Below are 17264 nucleotides of genomic sequence, written 5' to 3'. Positions count from 1 at the left end.
TTTGCTCCTTTACTCGCTACGTTGATTTTGAATCCATGCACGTCCCATGTCGGTAAGTACGTATTTCTGCCCCGGCTTATGGACGAACCCCGCTTTTGAAAGTGTAGCAAGCTCGCGCGACCATGTGCCGTTGGAACTTCCGTAGAGGCGCGTGAGATCCGTGGGTCCCCCCTGGGTGTTTTCCATAAGAAACCGCAGCGCAAGCATGCCGCGCTCGGAAATATACGGGCTTTGGAACACGGGTGCCGCCGCTTGCTGAATCGGCGTCTGTGTATACATTCCCGCAGGTTGAGTATAGTATTGTTGATTTGTGGAAAATTGATTGTCAAATTGTGGATAAAAACCTTGCTGAGGAGTGGAGTATTGATTGGGCATCATTCCGACAGGGTTGGATTGCGGTACGGGGTAAGGCGTGGTTCCCGCCTGTTGCACAGGGTACGGGGCAGCACTTGCCTGCTGTACTGGGTGCACCGCCGAGTTAGGCTGTTGCATCTGATATCCCATGGTATTTGCCTGGGGTGTCTGCGATGGGTATCCCGCAGCCCCCATCTGAGGCATTGCGTTACCCGCCGCCGACGGTTGGACCTGCTGGTGACCGCTCCGCACCGCCGCTCCACGTGAAACACTCTGTTCAATTTCAAGCACGCGCTCGGGATTCACGCTGACCGTGACAACCGTTCCTGCCCCCAGGTTGTCCTCAATGGCAATCGCTCCACCGGCATTTTCCACATACTGCTGGATCATGGGCAATCCCGAACCGGTACCGCGGATGTAGCGTTTCTGCTCTCGGTTCGCACTCGTGATGCCGAACTCAAAAGCGAGCTCCTTATCGTCGATTCCAGGTCCCTGATCGGAAAAGCGAATCGTATCTCCATTGTCTAAAATCGAAATGATCGGCTCGTTGAAATGAGCATGGATGAAGTTTTCCACCAGCTCACGGACAATCATGAGGTTCAGGTGCCCACCTTGTTCCTTCATGGTTCGATAGACCGTATTGGTGATTTCCTCCAAATAGGTGCGCACGTCGTTTTGCTCAATCACAATTACGCGTGGCGTTGACAACATGTCGTCATATACGGAGATGCGCGCCGCACGTATAACGCTATCCATTCCGGAGTTATCTTGTCCACCATCAGGGCTTTTCGTTTTGACATCAGGATTCGTCTGAGATGTCTCAGGCATCCCAGTGAGATGTGTGTTTGAGGGTGCTGGATCACCCGAATCCACAAATGGATAGAAGTCTTCTGACATGGTGCGTTCTTTCTACGATTGCCGTGCGTTTAGGATACCAGCTCATTTCCGACCCTTTCATAGCTTTCAACAACTTTTCCAAAATTGTTGAAAAGTGGCGAAAACTTACGAAAAGTTATTAACAATCAAATAATAACCTGTGGAAAAGTCTATGAAAGAATATGAAATGTTTTTTCGTGAATTGAGGCGTTTGATTTTCATGTGAGGAGTTTTCTCAAACATCAAGGAAATATCTGCATTTTTTACCGTGCGAGATTGACATATTCGCACCATATTCCCTACAATTTCTAGGCTCACGCGTCTAATTATTTCGAGTAGTCGAAACGCACCAGGAGGATGTTTACCATGAAGCGTACTTACCAGCCGAACAAGCGCAAGCGTGCCAAGACCCACGGTTTCCGCGCTCGCATGGCCACCAAGGGCGGCCGTGCCGTACTCGCCCGTCGCCGCGCCAAGGGCCGTAAGCGTCTTACGGTGAGCGACCGCTAAGCAACATGCTTACCATCAAGTCCCATCAGGACTTTGAGCGGGTGTTCACTCAGGGGAAGCGGTTCAATCATCCTCTGATTCGCATGGTTATATGTGATTGTATGAGCGAAGGCGATCCGGCAAGGGTCGCCTTCGCTGCTGCAAAGAGGCTGGGTAATGCTGTTGTTCGCAACCGTTCCAAGCGTGTTTTGCGCGAGGCAGCGCGTGCGTGTGACTTACCGGTCGATGGCAAGGAGATCATCTTGTTTGCCACACCTCGCACACGTACCGCATCTCCCTCAGAAATGAACGAAGCGCTTTTCGGGTTGCTCCGACGAGCTGGTGTCAAAGGTCGGGTTACCGTTCCTTCTCATCGCAACGTTGGAACATCGGGTGAAAATCATGGGTAAGAGGTTGGCTCTTGCCGCGATTCATTGGTATCAGCGGCAGATTTCCCCCCTTTTACCAGACTCGTGTATATACATCCCCACCTGTTCACAGTATGCTGTTGAGGCTATTGAAAAATATGGCGTGGTTAAAGGTTGTTGGCTTGGAGCGCGGCGCATTTTGCGTTGTCATCCGTTCCATGCCGGTGGCTACGACCCCGTTCCATAAGTATTGGTTTCTACCGGAGGATTAACCTATGTGGGATTGGATTGTTGAGATTCTCTTCCAGACGCTCAAGCTGATTCAGGGCTTCGCGGGCGACTGGGGCCTGTCAATCATCATCTTGGTGGTGATTATCCGTCTGTTGCTTACGCCGCTCATGCTTAAGTCGACTAAATCGACCGCGCGTATGCAGGTGCTGCAGCCCAAGATGATGGAAATGCAGGAGCGTTATGCCGACGATCCGGAGCGTCTGTCTCGCGAGATGCAGAAGTTCTATGCTGAGAACAAATTCAACCCGCTTGCTGGCTGCTTGCCTCTGCTTATTCAGATGCCGATTCTGATCGCTCTGTTCAACCTGCTCCGCGATCTTGGCAAGTACTTCCCCGAGGCTGCTGAGACCGGCTTCTCCTTCTATAACGTTCTTCCCAACCTCGTTATGTCGCCTTCTCAGGCTATGTCTTTTGGCATCGGTTCTGCGCTGCCGTACATGCTTGCTTTGATTCTGTTTGGTCTTTTGACCTTCATCCCGCAGATGTACATGACCCGCAACCAGACGGGTGCCCAGGCCGAGAGCACCAAGATGATGATGATCGTCATGACGGTCATGATGCTTTTCATGGGCTGGGGCCTTCCCGCCGGCGTTCTTCTGTATTACGACGTCTCTTCTGCTTGGCAGGTTACCCAGCAGCTCTTTGTGACCAACAAGGTGATTGAAAAGGCAAAGGCCGAGGAAGAGGCACGTCTTGCGAACGCTCCTCTCGAGGTCGATGTCGTTCGTCGCGAGCGCAAGCAACGTCCTCATAAGAAGCATTAGAACGTAGAGGACTTTGCTTTATTAGGTACCTAACTTATGGAGATTTCCATGGCTGAAGAGCTTGTTGAAGAGATTGCCGAAGAGGCAGTTGTAGAAGAGCAAATCGTTGGTGAATACCCCGAGATTGCCAAGCGTTACAAGGCTGGCGAGGACCTCACCGACGAGGATCTCGACACCATCGCCGATGTCGCCATCTCTATCGTTCGTGACATCCTTGTTCATTTTGATGCAGACAACTCCCCCATCGATGAGTATGAGGGAGATGAGGGTGAGCTTATTCTTGATATCACCGCTCCCGATCTTGCTGTGCTTATCGGTCGTCATGGTCGTACGCTTGAGTCCCTGCAAACCTTGGTCTCTCTGTTGGTGAGTCGCAAGCTTGGGTTCCGTTATCCGGTTGCAGTTGATGTCGAGGGTTATAAGAGCCGTCGCCATGACAAGGTCATTAGTATGGCTAAGTCTGCTGCCTCTCGTGCGGTATCTCAGAATCGCACTGTTAATCTTCCTCCTATGACTGCCTATGAGCGTCGTCTCGTTCATATTGCTCTACGTGAAGATGATCGTGTTGATACGCATTCCGAGGGTACTGATCCCGAGCGGCGTGTTGTTATCACCGTTTGTTAGTATTTTGATTCCATTCTGATTGAGAGGGGCGCCGTGTGCGCCCCTTTTTTGTCTCAATTTCTTGTTACACTAAGTTCAGTCATTTCTACCTACTTTGGAGTGAGTTTTATGTCTGAGACTCGTTCTATCGAACTTCATTCTTTAGACTCTTCGTTAGAGGAAATTCAATCTTTAGCACAAGAGGTAATTGATCTGTCTAAAGAGCTTGATCTTGATGTTGATCTTGAGACTGCAGTTCTTTGTGTAAAGCATCTCCTCTATGTAAACCAAGTTAATGAGTATATGAATCTCACGCGTATTCAAGACATTCATGATGCTCTGGTTCTTCATATCGTTGATTCGCTTGCACTTTCTCGCGACCTTCCGATTGAGCCTGAGTTCTTTCTTGATATTGGTACTGGTGGTGGTTTCCCCGGTATTCCTCTTGCTTTATACACAGGCTCTGAGGGTGTTCTGCTTGATTCAGTTGGTAAAAAGATCAACGCTGTCAACGCTTTCATTGAAGAGTTGGGTATTGATGGTGTGTCTGGCGTCCATGATCGATGTGAATCCTATGCTCTTCAAATGTCTGGGAAGTTTGACCTTGTTGTTGCACGTGCTGTTGGACAGATGAACTTGATTATTGAGTATGGAGCTCCTTTTCTTGAAGAAGATGGCTATCTGGTTGTAGCTAAAGCTAATCCTTCTCAAGAAGAGCTCTCATTTGCACATAAGACCGCGCAAATTTGTGGTCTTGAATTGCTCGGTAATGATTCCTTCGAACTACCGTGTGGTTTAGGACATAGAGAAGTTTTTATTTTTCAACGAGTTTTACCTTCGAAAGTGAAACTACCGCGTGCTGTTGGACTTGCTAAGAAGCAACCTCTTGTTTGATTGAAGTACTTGTTGTTATTTTGACTCAAAATTAGTCTATATCTTCTCATTTGATATTTCAACTTTTGTCACCACTTCTACTATGTAGGGGTGGTTTTTCATATAGATGAACGTCATATGCAGGTATATTCTTCTTATTTAGTAGTTGTGAACCCCATGTTTCACGTGAAACATCTACATTGACTCGAGTTTTCTAAAAATAGGCTGATTCAGCTTGCATCTACGTTTCACGTGAAACATAATGGATAACAACAAAATGGTTTCACGTGAAACCAAAGCCCTAACAGTCCGAAACTGTACTAAAAACAAGCAAAACGGGAGGAAACGTGGGGTTCAGAGATGTCAAGTGCTCTAAGAGCACGAAACCTAAGCACACAATTGCAATCATCAACCAAAAAGGTGGAGTAGGAAAATCAACAACAACGGTTAACCTTGCTGCAGCACTTGGAAAACTCGGGCGAAAAGTTTTAATTGTTGATTTTGACCCTCAGGGTAATAGCACAAGTGGCTTCGGAATTGATAAAGAGCAACTCTCACAATGTGTCTATGATGCACTTTTGCATGACGTTCCAGCAGAAGAACTCATCTTGGATACCATCAACGAAAAGGTATTCATTATTCCAGCGACTATCCAGCTTGCCGGAGCAGAGATTGAACTTGTATCAGCAATGGCTCGAGAAACACGCCTTAAAGACCTATTGGAACCAGTTGAAGACGAATTTGATTTCATCTTTATCGATTGCCCGCCATCACTTGGTCTGCTTACCATCAATGCTTTGGCAGCCGCAGACAGCGTTCTGATTCCAATTCAGTGTGAATATTACGCACTTGAGGGTGTAACCAAGCTTTTGGAATCAATGAGAATGGTTAAGGGTCGCATTAACAAAGAACTCGACACCTATGGCGTATTAATGACCATGTATGATTCTAGAACTTCACTCTCTAATCAGGTTGTAGATGAAGTGCGCAATTATTTTGGCGATTTAGCATTCAAAACCTGCATACCACGTTCGGTAAAAGTATCTGAAGCCCCTTCATTCGGAATGCCAGTCATTGAGTACGCTCCTCAAAATAAGGGTGCAAAAGCTTATATGGATCTTGCGAAAGAGGTGATCCGTCGTGCCTAGTACTAAAAAGAAACAAGCTCTCGGTCGTGGATTAGGTTCTCTTATGGGTGAGGCTCAATCAGAAACAGGGTTTGTTGCATCAGATACTGAACTTTCAATTGAATCCATTATTCCAAATCCAAATCAACCTCGAACTCATTTCAATGAATCTCAGCTTGAGGAATTAAGTGAGTCGATTCAGGAGAATGGTGTACTTCAACCCCTTCTGGTTCGCAAAAAAGGGAAGAAATACGAGATCATTGCTGGTGAACGGCGTTATCAGGCATCGAAGATGGCAGGACTCAAAAAGGTACCTGTAATCATCAAAGAAGTTGATGACCAGAAGATGCTCGAACTTGCTTTGATTGAGAATCTTCAGCGCTCTGACCTTAATCCAATTGAAGAGGCAAAAGGTTATAAACAACTTATAAAGGCAAGCGGTATGACACAGGAAGCCCTTGCCAACGCTGTCTCTAAGTCGCGCTCAACAATCACCAATTCATTGCGTCTCCTTGATTTGCCTGAGCAAGTCCAGGAGATGATGTATGAAGGAAAGCTGACGAGTGGACATGCCCGCGCAATCTTGGCCGTCCCGTTTGATGAGGCACGTGTCAAATTAGCTGAAAAAGTTGTAGCAGAGGGATTGTCGGTTCGTGCGACTGAAAACCTTGCTCCATTGTTCTCGGTCGGAGAAACGCCCAAAGCGCCTCGTCCTGTTACGCCACAATCATATAAAAAAGCGGCGCGTGTACTTCGCCAGTTGTTTAATACGGGTGTGAAAGTTCGTTCGTCTCGAGGTAAGAATAAAATCGAAATCGAGTTCAAGGACGAGGAAGATCTCCAGCGCATCCTGACTTCAATGGTAGGTGTGGAAGAGGAGTAGCCATGAGTAAGACTCAGCAGTTTGCATTGACCGTTTTGGCAATTTCTATTGGAGCCGCTGTTGGATATACCGGTTACATGGTGGTGACAAAGGAAGAAACCAATTGCAGGTTTATCGGCAAGATTAAAGAAGCTCTTCAACACACCCAAGATAAAGCAGATCAGATGAGTGAAGAGGTGGCACTTAAGACTGCGAAGTTGACCAACAATCCTAAGGTAAATCAGAGCTGGGTCGAAAAGCAATGGAGTGAGATAGGTTATTAGGTACCTAACTGATAAGTTACTACTCATACTTTTCATATAGAAGATAAAAGGCTCCCATCGGTTTGATGGGAGCCTTGCTGGTAAGTAGGGGTGTTGCAGAGGTTAGTGAAATAAACAACTGTTCAGTTCAGGTATTTAAAGCCAACTTACTTGCTGGATGCCGACTGACGCTGCTTAAGCTGTCCACACGCCGCATCGATATCGCTTCCACGCGAGCTGCGAATCGTGGTCTCAACACCATGCATAGTCAAGCGCTTTTGCAGCGATTCAACTTTCTCGATGGGCGAGGGCTTGAGGATGCTCGTGGAAACGTCGTTGAGCTGAATCAGATTGACATGGCACAGGGTGCCGGCACAGAAATCAACAAGCGCCTCCATCTCTGGGTTCGTGTCGTTGACACCCTCGATCATCGCATACTCGTATGTGGGACGCCTGCCGGTTTTCTCAACGTAATCCTGGATAGCCTCATGTAGACGAAGGAGTGTGTATTTTTTAACACCGGGCATGAGCTGGTTGCGCGTTGATTGAATGGCAGAATGAAGTGAGATTGCAAGGGTAAATTGCTCAGGCAATTCGGCAAAACGGCGAATACCAGGGATAACACCGCTGGTGGAAACCGTAAGATGACGCGCGCCAATTGCAAGTCCCTGGGGATCGTTGAGGATGCGCAGCGCCTGCACGGTTGCATCAAAGTTGGCGAACGGCTCTCCCTGTCCCATGAACACAACGCTTGTCACACGCTCACCGAAGTCGCGGGCAACATGAAGAACCTGGTCGACCATTTCCTGTGCGGTGAGTGAGCGGGTGAGGCCCGCAAAACCCGTGGCGCAAAACGCGCATCCCATACCGCAACCCGCCTGAGTGGAAATGCACACTGCAAGCTTATTTCGGTTAGGCATACCCACCGTCTCAACGGAGACGCCATCTGAGAATTGCAGAAGATACTTGCGGGAACCGTCTTTGGAAACCTGCCTAACCAGTTCAACGGGGGTGTTGAAAGGGAACTCCTCGGCAAGTTTCTCGCGTAGAGCTGCAGGGAGATTGGTCATCTCGTCAAACGAACATACGTTCTTAACATGGAGCCATTCGAAGAGCTGTTTTGCGCGAAATGCCGGTTGACCGAGTTCTTTTACCAGTTCCTGGAGTTCTTCCAAGTCAAACGTGCGGATATCGCGTGAATGGTTGGTGTATCCCATCGATGTCGCCTTTCACGGGTTTGGATTCAAATCAAACTATACAATAGGATATCGGTGAGTGTTTGCAGGGCAAACGTATGGTTAATGCGCTAAATGGACAAAGCGCGCCCATACATTTAGATACAGGAGAGGCGTACATATGATCAACGAAAGCCGTGATGGCATGAAAAAGCGTAGCGACATGAAAATTGCGGTGCTTGCGGGAGGCATTTCAGACGAGCGTGAGATTTCGCTTGCCTCGGGTGAGAACACCGCCAATGCTCTGCGTGAAGCTGGTTACGGAATCGTTGAGATGGTGGATCCAGGTGCCGACGATTTCCTTACCAAGATCTCGACGGGATCTTATGATGTGGCCTTCGTCGCCTTACATGGCTTCGGCGGCGAGGATGGTATGACGCAGCACATTCTCGAGTATGTGGGCATTCCCTACACTGGTTCTGCGCCTCTGCCAAGCGGCATCGCAATGGACAAGGATCTCTCCAAGCTCCTGTATGCTCGTGCGGGTCTTCCGGTTGCCCCGAGTGTGACGTTCACGCGTGAGGATATGCCCTCCGTTGAGGAAATCGTTGCCCAGGTGGGAGAGCAGAGCTTTGTGAAACCCGTGGTCAATGGTTCGAGCTACGGTATTTCTGCAGTTAAATCGTCTGATGAGCTTGCGGATGCAATCGAGATCGCTTTCGAGCACGGCGATAAGGTCATGGTTGAGAAGCGCGTTTATGGCACGGAGATTACCTGTGGTGTTGTCGGCGACGGCAAGACGCTGCGCGCCCTTCCCGTTGTCGAGGTGTGTATCCCCCAGAACTGCGATTTTTACGACCTTGAAGTGAAATACGTCGACCCCACCGAGATTCATCGCATTCCGGCGCGCCTGTCTGAAGATACCTATGCGCGCGTGCAGGAGCTCGCTTGCGCCGCACACAACGCGCTGGGTCTTTTCGGCATTTCTCGTACGGACATGATTGTGACCGAGGATGGCCCGGTTATTCTGGAAACCAACAACATCCCGGGCATGACGCCGACCTCGCTCATTCCCGACGAGGCGCGTCACGCTGATTTGCCCTTTAGCGACCTGTGTGCAGAGCTGGTTGAACTGGCTTTGGCCCGCGCTGCCCGATGAGCGCATCTACTGCGGCAACGCCGCTTCAAATGGCCGATGCGGTGCTCCCTGGCACGCCGCAGCCCATCATCGATGCTTACGCAACGCTCGCCGAGCGCGCCCGTACACGCACTTTCGGCCTCATCGAAGACGATGTCGTGGTGCTTGATACCGAAACAACGGGATTGTCGCACCATGAGGACGGTTTGATTGAGATTGCCGCTGCACGTTTGCGCGGGCGCGAGATCGTCGATCGTTTTGATACGTTTGTAAAGCCGAGCGGCCTCATTCCGCCCGAGATTACCAAGCTCACAAGCATTACCAACGCCGATGTCGCCCATGCACCGTCTCCCGAGGAGGCCGTGGCGAATCTCGCTGCGTTTGTGGGGGGTGCACCGGTTATTGCGCATAACGCAGCCTTTGATCGCGGCTTTATCGAGGCGGTCTCCGGTGGTGGCGAGGTGTCCGACATCTGGATCGATTCCCTGGCGCTTTCCCGCATTGCACTGCCGCGCCTAAGCTCCCACAAACTGTCCGTTATGGCGGACTTGTTCGGATGTGCGAGCGTGTCGCACCGTGCGAACGCCGACGTCGACGCGTTGTGCGGTGTGTGGCGCATTTTGCTGTGCGGGTTGGCCGATTTACCGGCGGGAATCCATCGCCGTCTTGCGGATATGCACCCTGATGTCTCTTGGTCATATCGCCCCATTTTCAGCTTCTTGGCCGGAGAGCAACCCGACGCCATTTTTTCACTTACCGAGGCGCGCGCCCATATTCTTCGAGCCGATCCGTTGCCCGAGCGAGTCGATGCCGAAGACCTGCCCGGGTTGCGTATGCCTTCGCGGAGCGACATCGAGGCTTGTTTTGCCCCTGGCGGTCTTGTCAATCGCATGTATGCGGAGTATGAACCGCGCGCCGAGCAGATTCAGATGGCGGCGGAGGTTCGCGACGCCCTTGCGACATCAACGCACCGTGTGATCGAGGCTGGCACCGGTGTTGGCAAATCCATCGCCTACCTGGTTCCGTTTGCGCAGGCGGCGAAAAACAACAACATCACCGTTGGCATTGCAACCAAGTCGAACAATCTTGCAGATCAGCTCATGTACCACGAGCTACCGCGCCTTGCTCGCGAGATGGAGGGCGGTCTGTCGTATTGTGCCCTCAAGGGATACGACCACTATCCCTGCCTGCGAAAACTCGAGCGCCTTTCGCGTGCGCATGAAATTCGCACGACGCGCGACCCTGCGGATACTCTTACGGCCATCGCGGTGATCTATGCGTTTGCATGCCAATCTCCCACCGGGGATCTCGACAGTCTGGGCATTCGTTGGCGTAGCGTTAGCAAAGGGGACCTTACGACTTCGTCGCGTGAGTGTGCGCGGCGCCTTTGTCCTTTCTATCCCGACAAATGCCTGGTACACGGTGCGCGCCGTCGTGCCGCCCGCGCGGATGTGGTGGTTACCAACCATTCCCTCTTGTTCCGCAACGTTGCGGCTGAGGGCAAAATACTGCCCCCCATCAGGCATTGGGTGGTAGATGAGGCGCATTCCATCGAGGCTGAGGCCCGCCGTCAGTGGGCGCTTACCGTTTCTGCTGAGGAGAGTCGTGGCATCTTCGAGCGCCTGGGCGGCGAGCGAACGGGTGCCTTGGGACGCATTACGCATGACTTGGCAGCCTCTGACGCGGCAACGCTGTTCATGGGTCTTACGGCAAAAGCGACGGTAACGACGCAGCGCGCTTCGCTCGCCATGGCCGAGTTGTTCGACGCGGTGCGCGATTTGGCGCGTCAGGGTCGTTCCGACGGTGCCTACGACAATGCCAACATTTGGATTGGTTCCGACCTGCGCCAATCTGCCGCTTGGAGCATGTTTCTCGAGGTTGCCCATACTGCCTTGGATGCCTTGGATGAGGCATCGAAAAACCTCGCGTCGCTTGTCGAAACGGTTGCCGAGGTCAAGCCAGACCTGGTGACCGATATTGCAGATGGTCAGCGCCGGATGCGGGAAATGTATCAGGCACTTGACCTCATCGTTGCGGGAAAAGACGAGCGCTACGTGTTCTCATGCCAGGTCAACCGTCGTCTCAAGGCGGGAGGGGAATGTCTCACGGCCGAACGCCTTGATGTTGGCGAGGCACTTGCCGAGAACTGGCTGCCTGAGGTCCACACGGCGATTTTTGCCTCGGCAACCATGACTGTTGCCGACAACTTCGACCATTTCAATCGCTCGGTTGGTTTGGATAGGCTCCCCTCTGGCTCATCGCGTGCACTGCATCTTGACTCGAGCTACAACCTCGAGCGTAATATGGCTGTCGTTGTCGCAGGGGATATGCCCGACCCGCGCAACCGCGACGCGTATCTTGCCGCGCTCGAAGATCTGCTGGTGGATGTCCATGTTGCCATGGGCGGCTCCACGCTCACGCTCTTCACGAACAGGCGTGACATGGAAGATCTGTTCGCACGCGTCTCTCCACGGCTTGCCGACGCGGGCCTTACGCTCGACTGTCAGCGCAAGAATTCATCTGCGCGCATGCTTCGCGATCGCTTTGTCTCCGATGAGGCTCATTCGCTTTTTGCACTCAAGGCTTTTTGGGAGGGGTTTGACGCTGCGGGTGACACGCTGAGATGTGTCGTTATCCCCAAACTTCCGTTCTCAAGCCCCACCGATCCACTTTCCTGCGAGCGCGGAGTGCGTGAAGACCGTGCATGGGCGCGTTACTCACTTCCCGAAGCGGTGCTCGAGGTGAAACAGGCTGCGGGCCGACTCATTCGCACTTCCACGGATGAGGGTGTGCTGGTGCTTACAGATTCCAGGTTGCTTACTAAGGGTTATGGCAAGAAGTTCCTCAACTCGCTTCCTGCCGCCTACCAGCGTATCGACTGTTCTCAAATCGGTCGTTACCTGGAGCTTTGGCGCGCGAGCCACCGATAGGAATCGTTTCCCGGAAGGGATCGACAAATTATTCTCTGCAGTGGACGCGCCATTAACGTGGCGCGTCTCGCTACATGTGCCTCGCGTATTCGATGAGCTCTCGACGAAGTTCCGCCGGCGTGATGATCTTTAGGGAACCGCCCGCAGCAAGTACCTGGTCAAAAAGCCAAGATTTCGATACATAGCTGACTTGCGCTCGAATCCTTCCATGTTCGTCAATCCAAGTGTCGCTACGATTGAGACCTCCCCAGTCGCAGCGATCGAAGAGGTCTTGACGCAGGAATGCCAGTTCCGCCGTTGCGCCTGCAGCGCGCAAACCTTCTTCAACGCTTGCACACTCAAAGGGATGTTTCTCTACGCTGTCCTCGGTGGTGAAGACACGGGAAATACGGTCGAGACGATACGAACGCTGCTCGTCTTTTTCGACATTCCAGGCAACAAGGTATGCGGCGTCGCCCGAAACCGTAATATATCCAGGGTCGACCTTTCGCGTGGATGGCGTGTCGGCATCTATCGGCTGATAGTCGATTTCCAAACGCACGCCATCTGTGATCGCCTCGCATAGGTCCTGGTAGAACCCGCCGAACAAAGCGTCTCCCGCCAATAGGTTTTGATCGGTTTGCCATGTGGACGGTGCAAGTGCAGTTTGGATGCGGCTCTTTACCTCGTCGTCGATGTGAAAGCGGTCAAGTACTTGCATGAGGGCAAGAGATTCATCGCCGATGAAACGAATCGTCCCAAAACGTCCCGCATCCCCATCGAGGATGATCTGGTTTCCTTCGCGTCGAATCGCCACACGAGCTCCGGTAATTCCGTCTTCCACAAATTGAAGCAATTGGATTATCTCGTTGAGCTGTTGGTCCGAGAGCGAAAGGTCGTGCGCGAAGGTCCCCGCGTCAATCCGTGCGTCTGGAGCGGCGTCAAGTGCGCCCAAAAGCGAAAGTGCAATCGAAACACGGCGATCAGAGTCGAGTCCGCCCGGCTTTGCAACATTACGTGCCATTGACTTCCACCGCCTTACGCACAAGTTCGTGAACATGAGAGACAAGTTGTTCCGGCGCGATTGCACGCATGCCGCGGCTGGCGTGACTCAGAACCAGGGATGCAGCATTCTCAACGTTTCGAATATCCACGCTCCAACGCCATGATCCGTCTTCTGCCGTGCTCAAGCACCCTCGCCCGCGCGTCAAAAGTTCGAGTTCGTGAATGCCCAAATCAGCGGAGAAGGAAAACACAGCCTGCACGGGCCCATCCGAAGAGAAATCAAACGGAAGGAACTGGTAGTCCTCTACGGAAAAATCATCGGGTATCTGATATAGGGGGTGATTCTTATCTGATTCGGGCGTTTTTCGCGCCGAAACGATGCGGTCGGTGCGGAATGTGAGTATGCGGTCGGTCTCGCAGCAGCGACCCACCAGGTACGTGTGGCTCCCTTGCGTAAAGATGGCATAGACTTCCACCGCGCGTTCACGTTTTTTGCCTTGGGCATCTTGATAGGTGAATTGCGCGGCCCGTCGCCTGCTGAACGCACTCCAAACATGCTGCATCGCCCGATTGTCCTGCTGAGGGGTATCAAGGGGAAGCGTTTCGTTCGGGTTGTTCGCAAGCTCGGCAAGCTTCATGCGCGCCCGTTGCAGTGGCCATCTGATCGGATCGTCTCCGTGGAGTGCAAAATGCTCGTCAATCGCCGCCAGTGCCACCTCGGCGTCTTCACGTCGCACGATTCCATCGAGAGCATGGGTTCGTTCTCGGTCGATTGCCCAAAGACTTTCCTCTCGCTCCGACGCTCCTTGCGGTTTTACATCTTGAATGACCACGCCGATTTCGCTAAGGCGCTTACGATCACGCCAAAGTTTCTTAAGACGGGCGTCGCGTGTTCCGGTTCCATACCCCGCATCCGCGTTATCGATGATCTGGTTGGTGGAGTATGGGGTGGGGGAGGTGTGAAGCATGAAGACAAGGTTGAGCAGGCGTAAAGCCGTCTGATCAAGGGGAGCAACACTGTCTTGCGAGACATCGTATCCTGTGCCTATCTCCATAACTTCACCCCTTTTCACCATGTTTCAGCTTAACAATCGGCTGTTGTGGCTCAAATTAGGATAGCCCATACAGGCCGTGTTGCCCGCGAAGATGCAAGGAGAACCCCCACGCATCATTGAACATAATGAGAAACGGTGCAGCTATTCGAGAAACGATGCAGGTACCAGCGACAAAGGGTATACTTGCGACTAGACATGCGTACGCCGAGTGTCGGTGTGCCCAAACACAAATGAGTTCGATGTGGAGTCCACATGGCGAATACGAAGACATACCTGAGCCATCTGCTGCAAAACACCGGTATCACCCCTGCTTGCAGCGAGGAAGAGCGCGCCGCCGCCGAGGTCATCGCCAAGGTGTTTGATGATCACGGCTTTACCCCCGAAATCCAGGAGTTTAGTGCGAGCGCTTCTTCGAAGCTCGTCCAAGCTGGTCTTGGTATTGCGGTTTTTATCGGCGCCGTTCTGATTGGGATCGGCGGCATCGCGGGAATCATCGGCATGATTCTCGTAATAGCCGGTGCGGTTATCTACACCATGGAGCGCATGGGTCGCCCCGTCCTCTCGCAACTCGGTTCAGGCGGATTGAGCCAAAACGTCATTGCTTACCATAAGGCATCTGGTCCGCTTGCCTCTCCGCGCAACCGTCCGGTCGTTGTCGTTGCTCACTACGATTCTCCCCGCGTCGACCTGTTGAGCAAGCAACCTTTTGCCGCGTATCGTCCTATCTTGGTCAAGCTCCTTCCTTTTGCGATGCTGGCCCCTGCCATCATTGCGGTCATTCGCCTGTTCCCCTTCCCCGACGCTGCGAAGCTCGTCCTGTGGATTATCGCGATTCTCTGCTCGTTGATTCCTCTGGCAAATGCAGTCGCCGTCATTGCCAATCGTTTTGTTCTTCCGTATACCAGTGGAGCGGTGTGCAACATGTCTTCCGTTGCCGCCATGTTGGGCGTTATGGATGCCGTCGCTCCCTATGAGCTGGGCGACGAATTCCCCCGCGATACACCTGCCGATGAATTCTTCGCCGAGCAGCAGCGCATCCTCGAAGACGCCATTGCGGCCGCTGAGGCGGCAGCTGCAGCGGAGACTGCATATCCCCATGAGGCTGAAGAAGACACCCAGGTAGAGGATGCGGTCGCCGAGCAGGAAGCTGATGGTCTCGAGGCGGTTGTTGATCCATTTGCCGTCATTCCCGACGGGTTTGATTCGGACGATGTCGTGTCTGCTACGGGGATGCTTGCGGAGGAGGATCTCCTTGCAAATGAGGCAGAAGCTCCAAGCTCAACCATAAGCATGGATATCGACGAGCTTGTTGCCGCTGATGAAGAATCTGCCCCCCAAGATCTCGAAGATGGTCAAGTTGGTTCCGAGGACGAAGCCGCTGCTGAAGAGGTCGAGCCGTCCGAAGCTGACGCCACGTTGGTTGACATTCCCGCCATTACAGACGATGGGTCCGCTACCGAGGTGTATGAGCAAGATTCTCTCGATTTCGATACCACCGAAGAGGCCGAGTCTTCCGACGAAGTTGTTGAAGATGGGCCCGCCTTCCGTGTAAATGCTGAGGGTAACGTTCGTTTTGGCGCGGACGTCATCCGTTCTTTGGGTATGCTTCCCGCCTCTTGTACGTTTGTGTATGAGACCGATGAGGCCGAGGAAGAAATCGAGCCCACCGCGTTTGAAGTTGCCCACGAACCGGTCGTCGTTTCCTTCGATGACGATCAGGTCGAGGCGGAACAAATCGACGCCGATGATTTGACTGAAGATGAACCCGCCTACGAAGACGACGAGATCGAGCAGGAGCACGTCGAGGAAGTCGAAGAAGAGCTCGAAGCTGTAGAGGATGCTTTGGTTGAAACCGAGGCGAGTGATCAGGTTGAGTTCTCCGAGGACGCAGGGGACGAATCCGTAGACGAGCCTGTTCATGAGGATGAAGAGACCGGTTCTGAAGAGGAACAGGGCGAGGCTTCCGGAACAATTCAATTCCCCGCTCTTGATTCCGTTGAGGAATCTGCTTCCGATCCGTTCGGCGGAACGGTCGCCATGCCTGTCCAGGTTGACGTTTCCGCTCAGTCGGAAGAGACGGTTGATTCCCTCATGGCTCAAATCGTTCGGGATATTCCCGCTCCCGCTCCTGCATCCACTCCGCTTCAGACCCCCCAACAGCGCCTGATGAGCATCCCGAGCACTGCCGACGCTCCTGTTCCGCATACTCCTGCTGCTGCCAATCGCTCCTCTCTGTTCGATTTGCCCGATCCCTCTGCGACCCCTGTTGACCCGTTTGCAGTGCCCGACGCACCTGCGGCTCCTTTCGTTACCGAAGAGGCCGCCGCTGATGCGCGCAACGCTTTCACTGTCGTCAGCGCGAACGAGCCGGATCCGTACAACGACCCCGCTGTGTTCGACCGTATCGAAACCATCTCTGCTCCCACCCCCGAGCCCGAGAAGCGTCGCGGTGGTCTGTCGCGCCTGTTCGGTCGCAAGAAGAAGAAAGACGACAGCATGGGTGAGTGGCTTGGCGTTGACGACAGCTTCGATGCCAAACGCGCGGGCAGCGACATCGGCTCGTGGGATAACTTCGACGACGACGGTTGGAAGGGTGGCGCCACCGGTTTGGATGGTGCAAGTGAAGACGAGCTCCGCGAGGCCATTGCCGATATGGGCGACGATGAACTGCTCGGTCACGACATCTGGTTTGTCGCCACGGGTGCGTCTGAAAACGACCACGCGGGCATCCGCGCCTTCCTCGACGCACACCGTGCTCAGTTGCGCGGAGTGTTCCTTATCAACCTCGAGAGTGTGGGCGCCGGACAAATCGCCGCGCTGTCAACTGAGGGAGAGCGCCGCGTCCTCAAGGGCGATAAGCGCATCACGAAGCTCGTCCAACGTGTTTCCGCAGACTTCCATCACCAGTACGGTACGGTGGACATGCCTTACGTCACAACTGACGCGCATGTTGCCATGGACATGAGCCTCCGTTCCCTCACCCTCGCAGGCGTCGACGCAGCGGGATTCGCCCTGTCTCACACCGAGGACGATCAACCTTACAACGTCGATCTTGAAAACATCGCGGTCGTTTCTGACGTCGTAACCGAAGTCATTCGTCGTTCGTAGGTGG

The 17264-nt window shown here is 52.8% G+C and carries 16 protein-coding genes; 12 read left to right on the top strand and 4 right to left on the bottom strand.

The window, feature by feature from the left end:
- Window positions 1-9: 9 nt before the first annotated feature.
- A complete protein-coding gene (locus C1711_RS05495; RefSeq protein ID WP_102338140.1) occupies window positions 10-1251 on the bottom strand; it encodes an ATP-binding protein in 1242 nt (413 codons plus the stop codon).
- 345 nt (window positions 1252-1596) lie between these two features.
- Between C1711_RS05495 and rpmH the strand changes: the two genes are divergently transcribed.
- From rpmH to C1711_RS05450, 9 genes are all read left to right on the top strand, one after another.
- Window positions 1597-1740, top strand: a complete 144-nt coding sequence (gene rpmH / locus C1711_RS05490) for a 50S ribosomal protein L34 (protein WP_102338139.1) — start codon at window positions 1597-1599, stop codon at window positions 1738-1740.
- 5 nt (window positions 1741-1745) lie between these two features.
- Complete coding sequence (gene rnpA, locus C1711_RS05485) at window positions 1746-2129, top strand: ribonuclease P protein component (RefSeq protein ID WP_102338138.1); 384 nt, start codon at window positions 1746-1748, stop codon at window positions 2127-2129.
- The gene (yidD, locus tag C1711_RS05480) at window positions 2122-2334 is read left to right on the top strand and encodes a membrane protein insertion efficiency factor YidD (protein WP_102338137.1); all 213 of its coding nucleotides are present in this window, start codon (window positions 2122-2124) and stop codon (window positions 2332-2334) included. The genes rnpA and yidD overlap by 8 nt, the downstream gene beginning before the upstream one ends.
- Before the next feature lie 28 nt (window positions 2335-2362).
- Entirely contained in the window at window positions 2363-3142 is a 780-nt protein-coding gene (locus C1711_RS05475; RefSeq protein WP_102338136.1) for a YidC/Oxa1 family membrane protein insertase, read from the top strand.
- 48 nt (window positions 3143-3190) lie between these two features.
- On the top strand, window positions 3191-3766 hold the full coding sequence (locus tag C1711_RS05470; RefSeq protein ID WP_102338135.1) for a Jag family protein: 576 nt from the start codon (window positions 3191-3193) through the stop codon (window positions 3764-3766).
- 108 nt (window positions 3767-3874) lie between these two features.
- Window positions 3875-4639, top strand: coding sequence for a 16S rRNA (guanine(527)-N(7))-methyltransferase RsmG (gene rsmG, locus C1711_RS05465; protein WP_102338134.1), 765 nt, complete (start codon window positions 3875-3877; stop codon window positions 4637-4639).
- 326 nt (window positions 4640-4965) lie between these two features.
- Window positions 4966-5766, top strand: coding sequence for a ParA family protein (locus C1711_RS05460; RefSeq protein ID WP_102338133.1), 801 nt, complete (start codon window positions 4966-4968; stop codon window positions 5764-5766).
- Window positions 5767-5809: 43 nt separating this feature from the next.
- Window positions 5810-6628, top strand: coding sequence for a ParB/RepB/Spo0J family partition protein (locus C1711_RS05455; RefSeq protein WP_102338132.1), 819 nt, complete (start codon window positions 5810-5812; stop codon window positions 6626-6628).
- A gap of 2 nt (window positions 6629-6630) precedes the next feature.
- A complete protein-coding gene (locus C1711_RS05450) occupies window positions 6631-6891 on the top strand; it encodes a hypothetical protein (RefSeq protein ID WP_102338131.1) in 261 nt (86 codons plus the stop codon).
- A gap of 146 nt (window positions 6892-7037) precedes the next feature.
- On the opposite strand, the gene rlmN is transcribed toward C1711_RS05450, so the two are convergent.
- A complete protein-coding gene (rlmN, locus tag C1711_RS05445) occupies window positions 7038-8087 on the bottom strand; it encodes a 23S rRNA (adenine(2503)-C(2))-methyltransferase RlmN (protein WP_102338130.1) in 1050 nt (349 codons plus the stop codon).
- A 139-nt stretch (window positions 8088-8226) separates the two neighbouring features.
- Here rlmN and C1711_RS05440 point away from each other — a divergent pair, with 139 nt between their 5' ends.
- Together C1711_RS05440 and C1711_RS05435 are read left to right on the top strand one after the other, a co-directional pair.
- Complete coding sequence (locus tag C1711_RS05440) at window positions 8227-9204, top strand: D-alanine--D-alanine ligase family protein (RefSeq protein WP_234346281.1); 978 nt, start codon at window positions 8227-8229, stop codon at window positions 9202-9204.
- Window positions 9201-12113 (top strand): helicase C-terminal domain-containing protein, encoded by a 2913-nt coding sequence (locus C1711_RS05435; RefSeq protein WP_102338129.1) that lies wholly within the window; start codon window positions 9201-9203, stop codon window positions 12111-12113. Before C1711_RS05440 ends, C1711_RS05435 begins: the two co-directional genes overlap by 4 nt.
- A 70-nt stretch (window positions 12114-12183) precedes the next feature.
- On the opposite strand, the gene C1711_RS05430 is transcribed toward C1711_RS05435, so the two are convergent.
- Both C1711_RS05430 and C1711_RS05425 read right to left on the bottom strand, forming a co-directional pair.
- Window positions 12184-13116, bottom strand: coding sequence for a WYL domain-containing protein (locus C1711_RS05430; RefSeq protein ID WP_159060066.1), 933 nt, complete (start codon window positions 13114-13116; stop codon window positions 12184-12186).
- Window positions 13106-14152, bottom strand: a complete 1047-nt coding sequence (locus tag C1711_RS05425) for a helix-turn-helix transcriptional regulator (RefSeq protein ID WP_159060065.1) — start codon at window positions 14150-14152, stop codon at window positions 13106-13108. The genes C1711_RS05430 and C1711_RS05425 overlap by 11 nt, the downstream gene beginning before the upstream one ends.
- 252 nt (window positions 14153-14404) lie before the next feature.
- Between C1711_RS05425 and C1711_RS05420 the strand changes: the two genes are divergently transcribed.
- Complete coding sequence (locus C1711_RS05420; protein WP_102338126.1) at window positions 14405-17260, top strand: M28 family peptidase; 2856 nt, start codon at window positions 14405-14407, stop codon at window positions 17258-17260.
- The last annotated feature ends 4 nt before the right edge of the window (window positions 17261-17264 follow it).

The organism is Collinsella provencensis (genome assembly GCF_900199705.1).
In the GTDB taxonomy this organism is placed as follows: Bacteria; Actinomycetota; Coriobacteriia; order Coriobacteriales; family Coriobacteriaceae; genus Collinsella; species Collinsella provencensis.
Note: the sequence above shows the minus strand (reverse complement) of the source record. Positions and strands in the feature narration are given on the sequence as shown.

What these genes read in the sequence shown, in the direction of transcription:
- C1711_RS05425 (WP_159060065.1), bottom strand. Translation starts at nt 14,152, where the DNA reads ATGGAGATAGGCACAGGATACGATGTCTCGCAAGACAGTGTTGCTCCC.
- C1711_RS05435 (WP_102338129.1), top strand. Translation starts at nt 9,201, where the DNA reads ATGAGCGCATCTACTGCGGCAACGCCGCTTCAAATGGCCGATGCGGTG.
- C1711_RS05495 (WP_102338140.1), bottom strand. Translation starts at nt 1,251, where the DNA reads ATGTCAGAAGACTTCTATCCATTTGTGGATTCGGGTGATCCAGCACCC.
- rlmN (WP_102338130.1), bottom strand. Translation starts at nt 8,087, where the DNA reads ATGGGATACACCAACCATTCACGCGATATCCGCACGTTTGACTTGGAA.
- rpmH (WP_102338139.1), top strand. Translation starts at nt 1,597, where the DNA reads ATGAAGCGTACTTACCAGCCGAACAAGCGCAAGCGTGCCAAGACCCAC.
- C1711_RS05420 (WP_102338126.1), top strand. Translation starts at nt 14,405, where the DNA reads ATGGCGAATACGAAGACATACCTGAGCCATCTGCTGCAAAACACCGGT.
- C1711_RS05475 (WP_102338136.1), top strand. Translation starts at nt 2,363, where the DNA reads ATGTGGGATTGGATTGTTGAGATTCTCTTCCAGACGCTCAAGCTGATT.
- C1711_RS05455 (WP_102338132.1), top strand. Translation starts at nt 5,810, where the DNA reads ATGGGTGAGGCTCAATCAGAAACAGGGTTTGTTGCATCAGATACTGAA.
- C1711_RS05440 (WP_234346281.1), top strand. Translation starts at nt 8,227, where the DNA reads ATGATCAACGAAAGCCGTGATGGCATGAAAAAGCGTAGCGACATGAAA.
- C1711_RS05430 (WP_159060066.1), bottom strand. Translation starts at nt 13,116, where the DNA reads ATGGCACGTAATGTTGCAAAGCCGGGCGGACTCGACTCTGATCGCCGT.
- yidD (WP_102338137.1), top strand. Translation starts at nt 2,122, where the DNA reads ATGGGTAAGAGGTTGGCTCTTGCCGCGATTCATTGGTATCAGCGGCAG.
- C1711_RS05470 (WP_102338135.1), top strand. Translation starts at nt 3,191, where the DNA reads ATGGCTGAAGAGCTTGTTGAAGAGATTGCCGAAGAGGCAGTTGTAGAA.
- C1711_RS05450 (WP_102338131.1), top strand. Translation starts at nt 6,631, where the DNA reads ATGAGTAAGACTCAGCAGTTTGCATTGACCGTTTTGGCAATTTCTATT.
- rnpA (WP_102338138.1), top strand. Translation starts at nt 1,746, where the DNA reads ATGCTTACCATCAAGTCCCATCAGGACTTTGAGCGGGTGTTCACTCAG.
- rsmG (WP_102338134.1), top strand. Translation starts at nt 3,875, where the DNA reads ATGTCTGAGACTCGTTCTATCGAACTTCATTCTTTAGACTCTTCGTTA.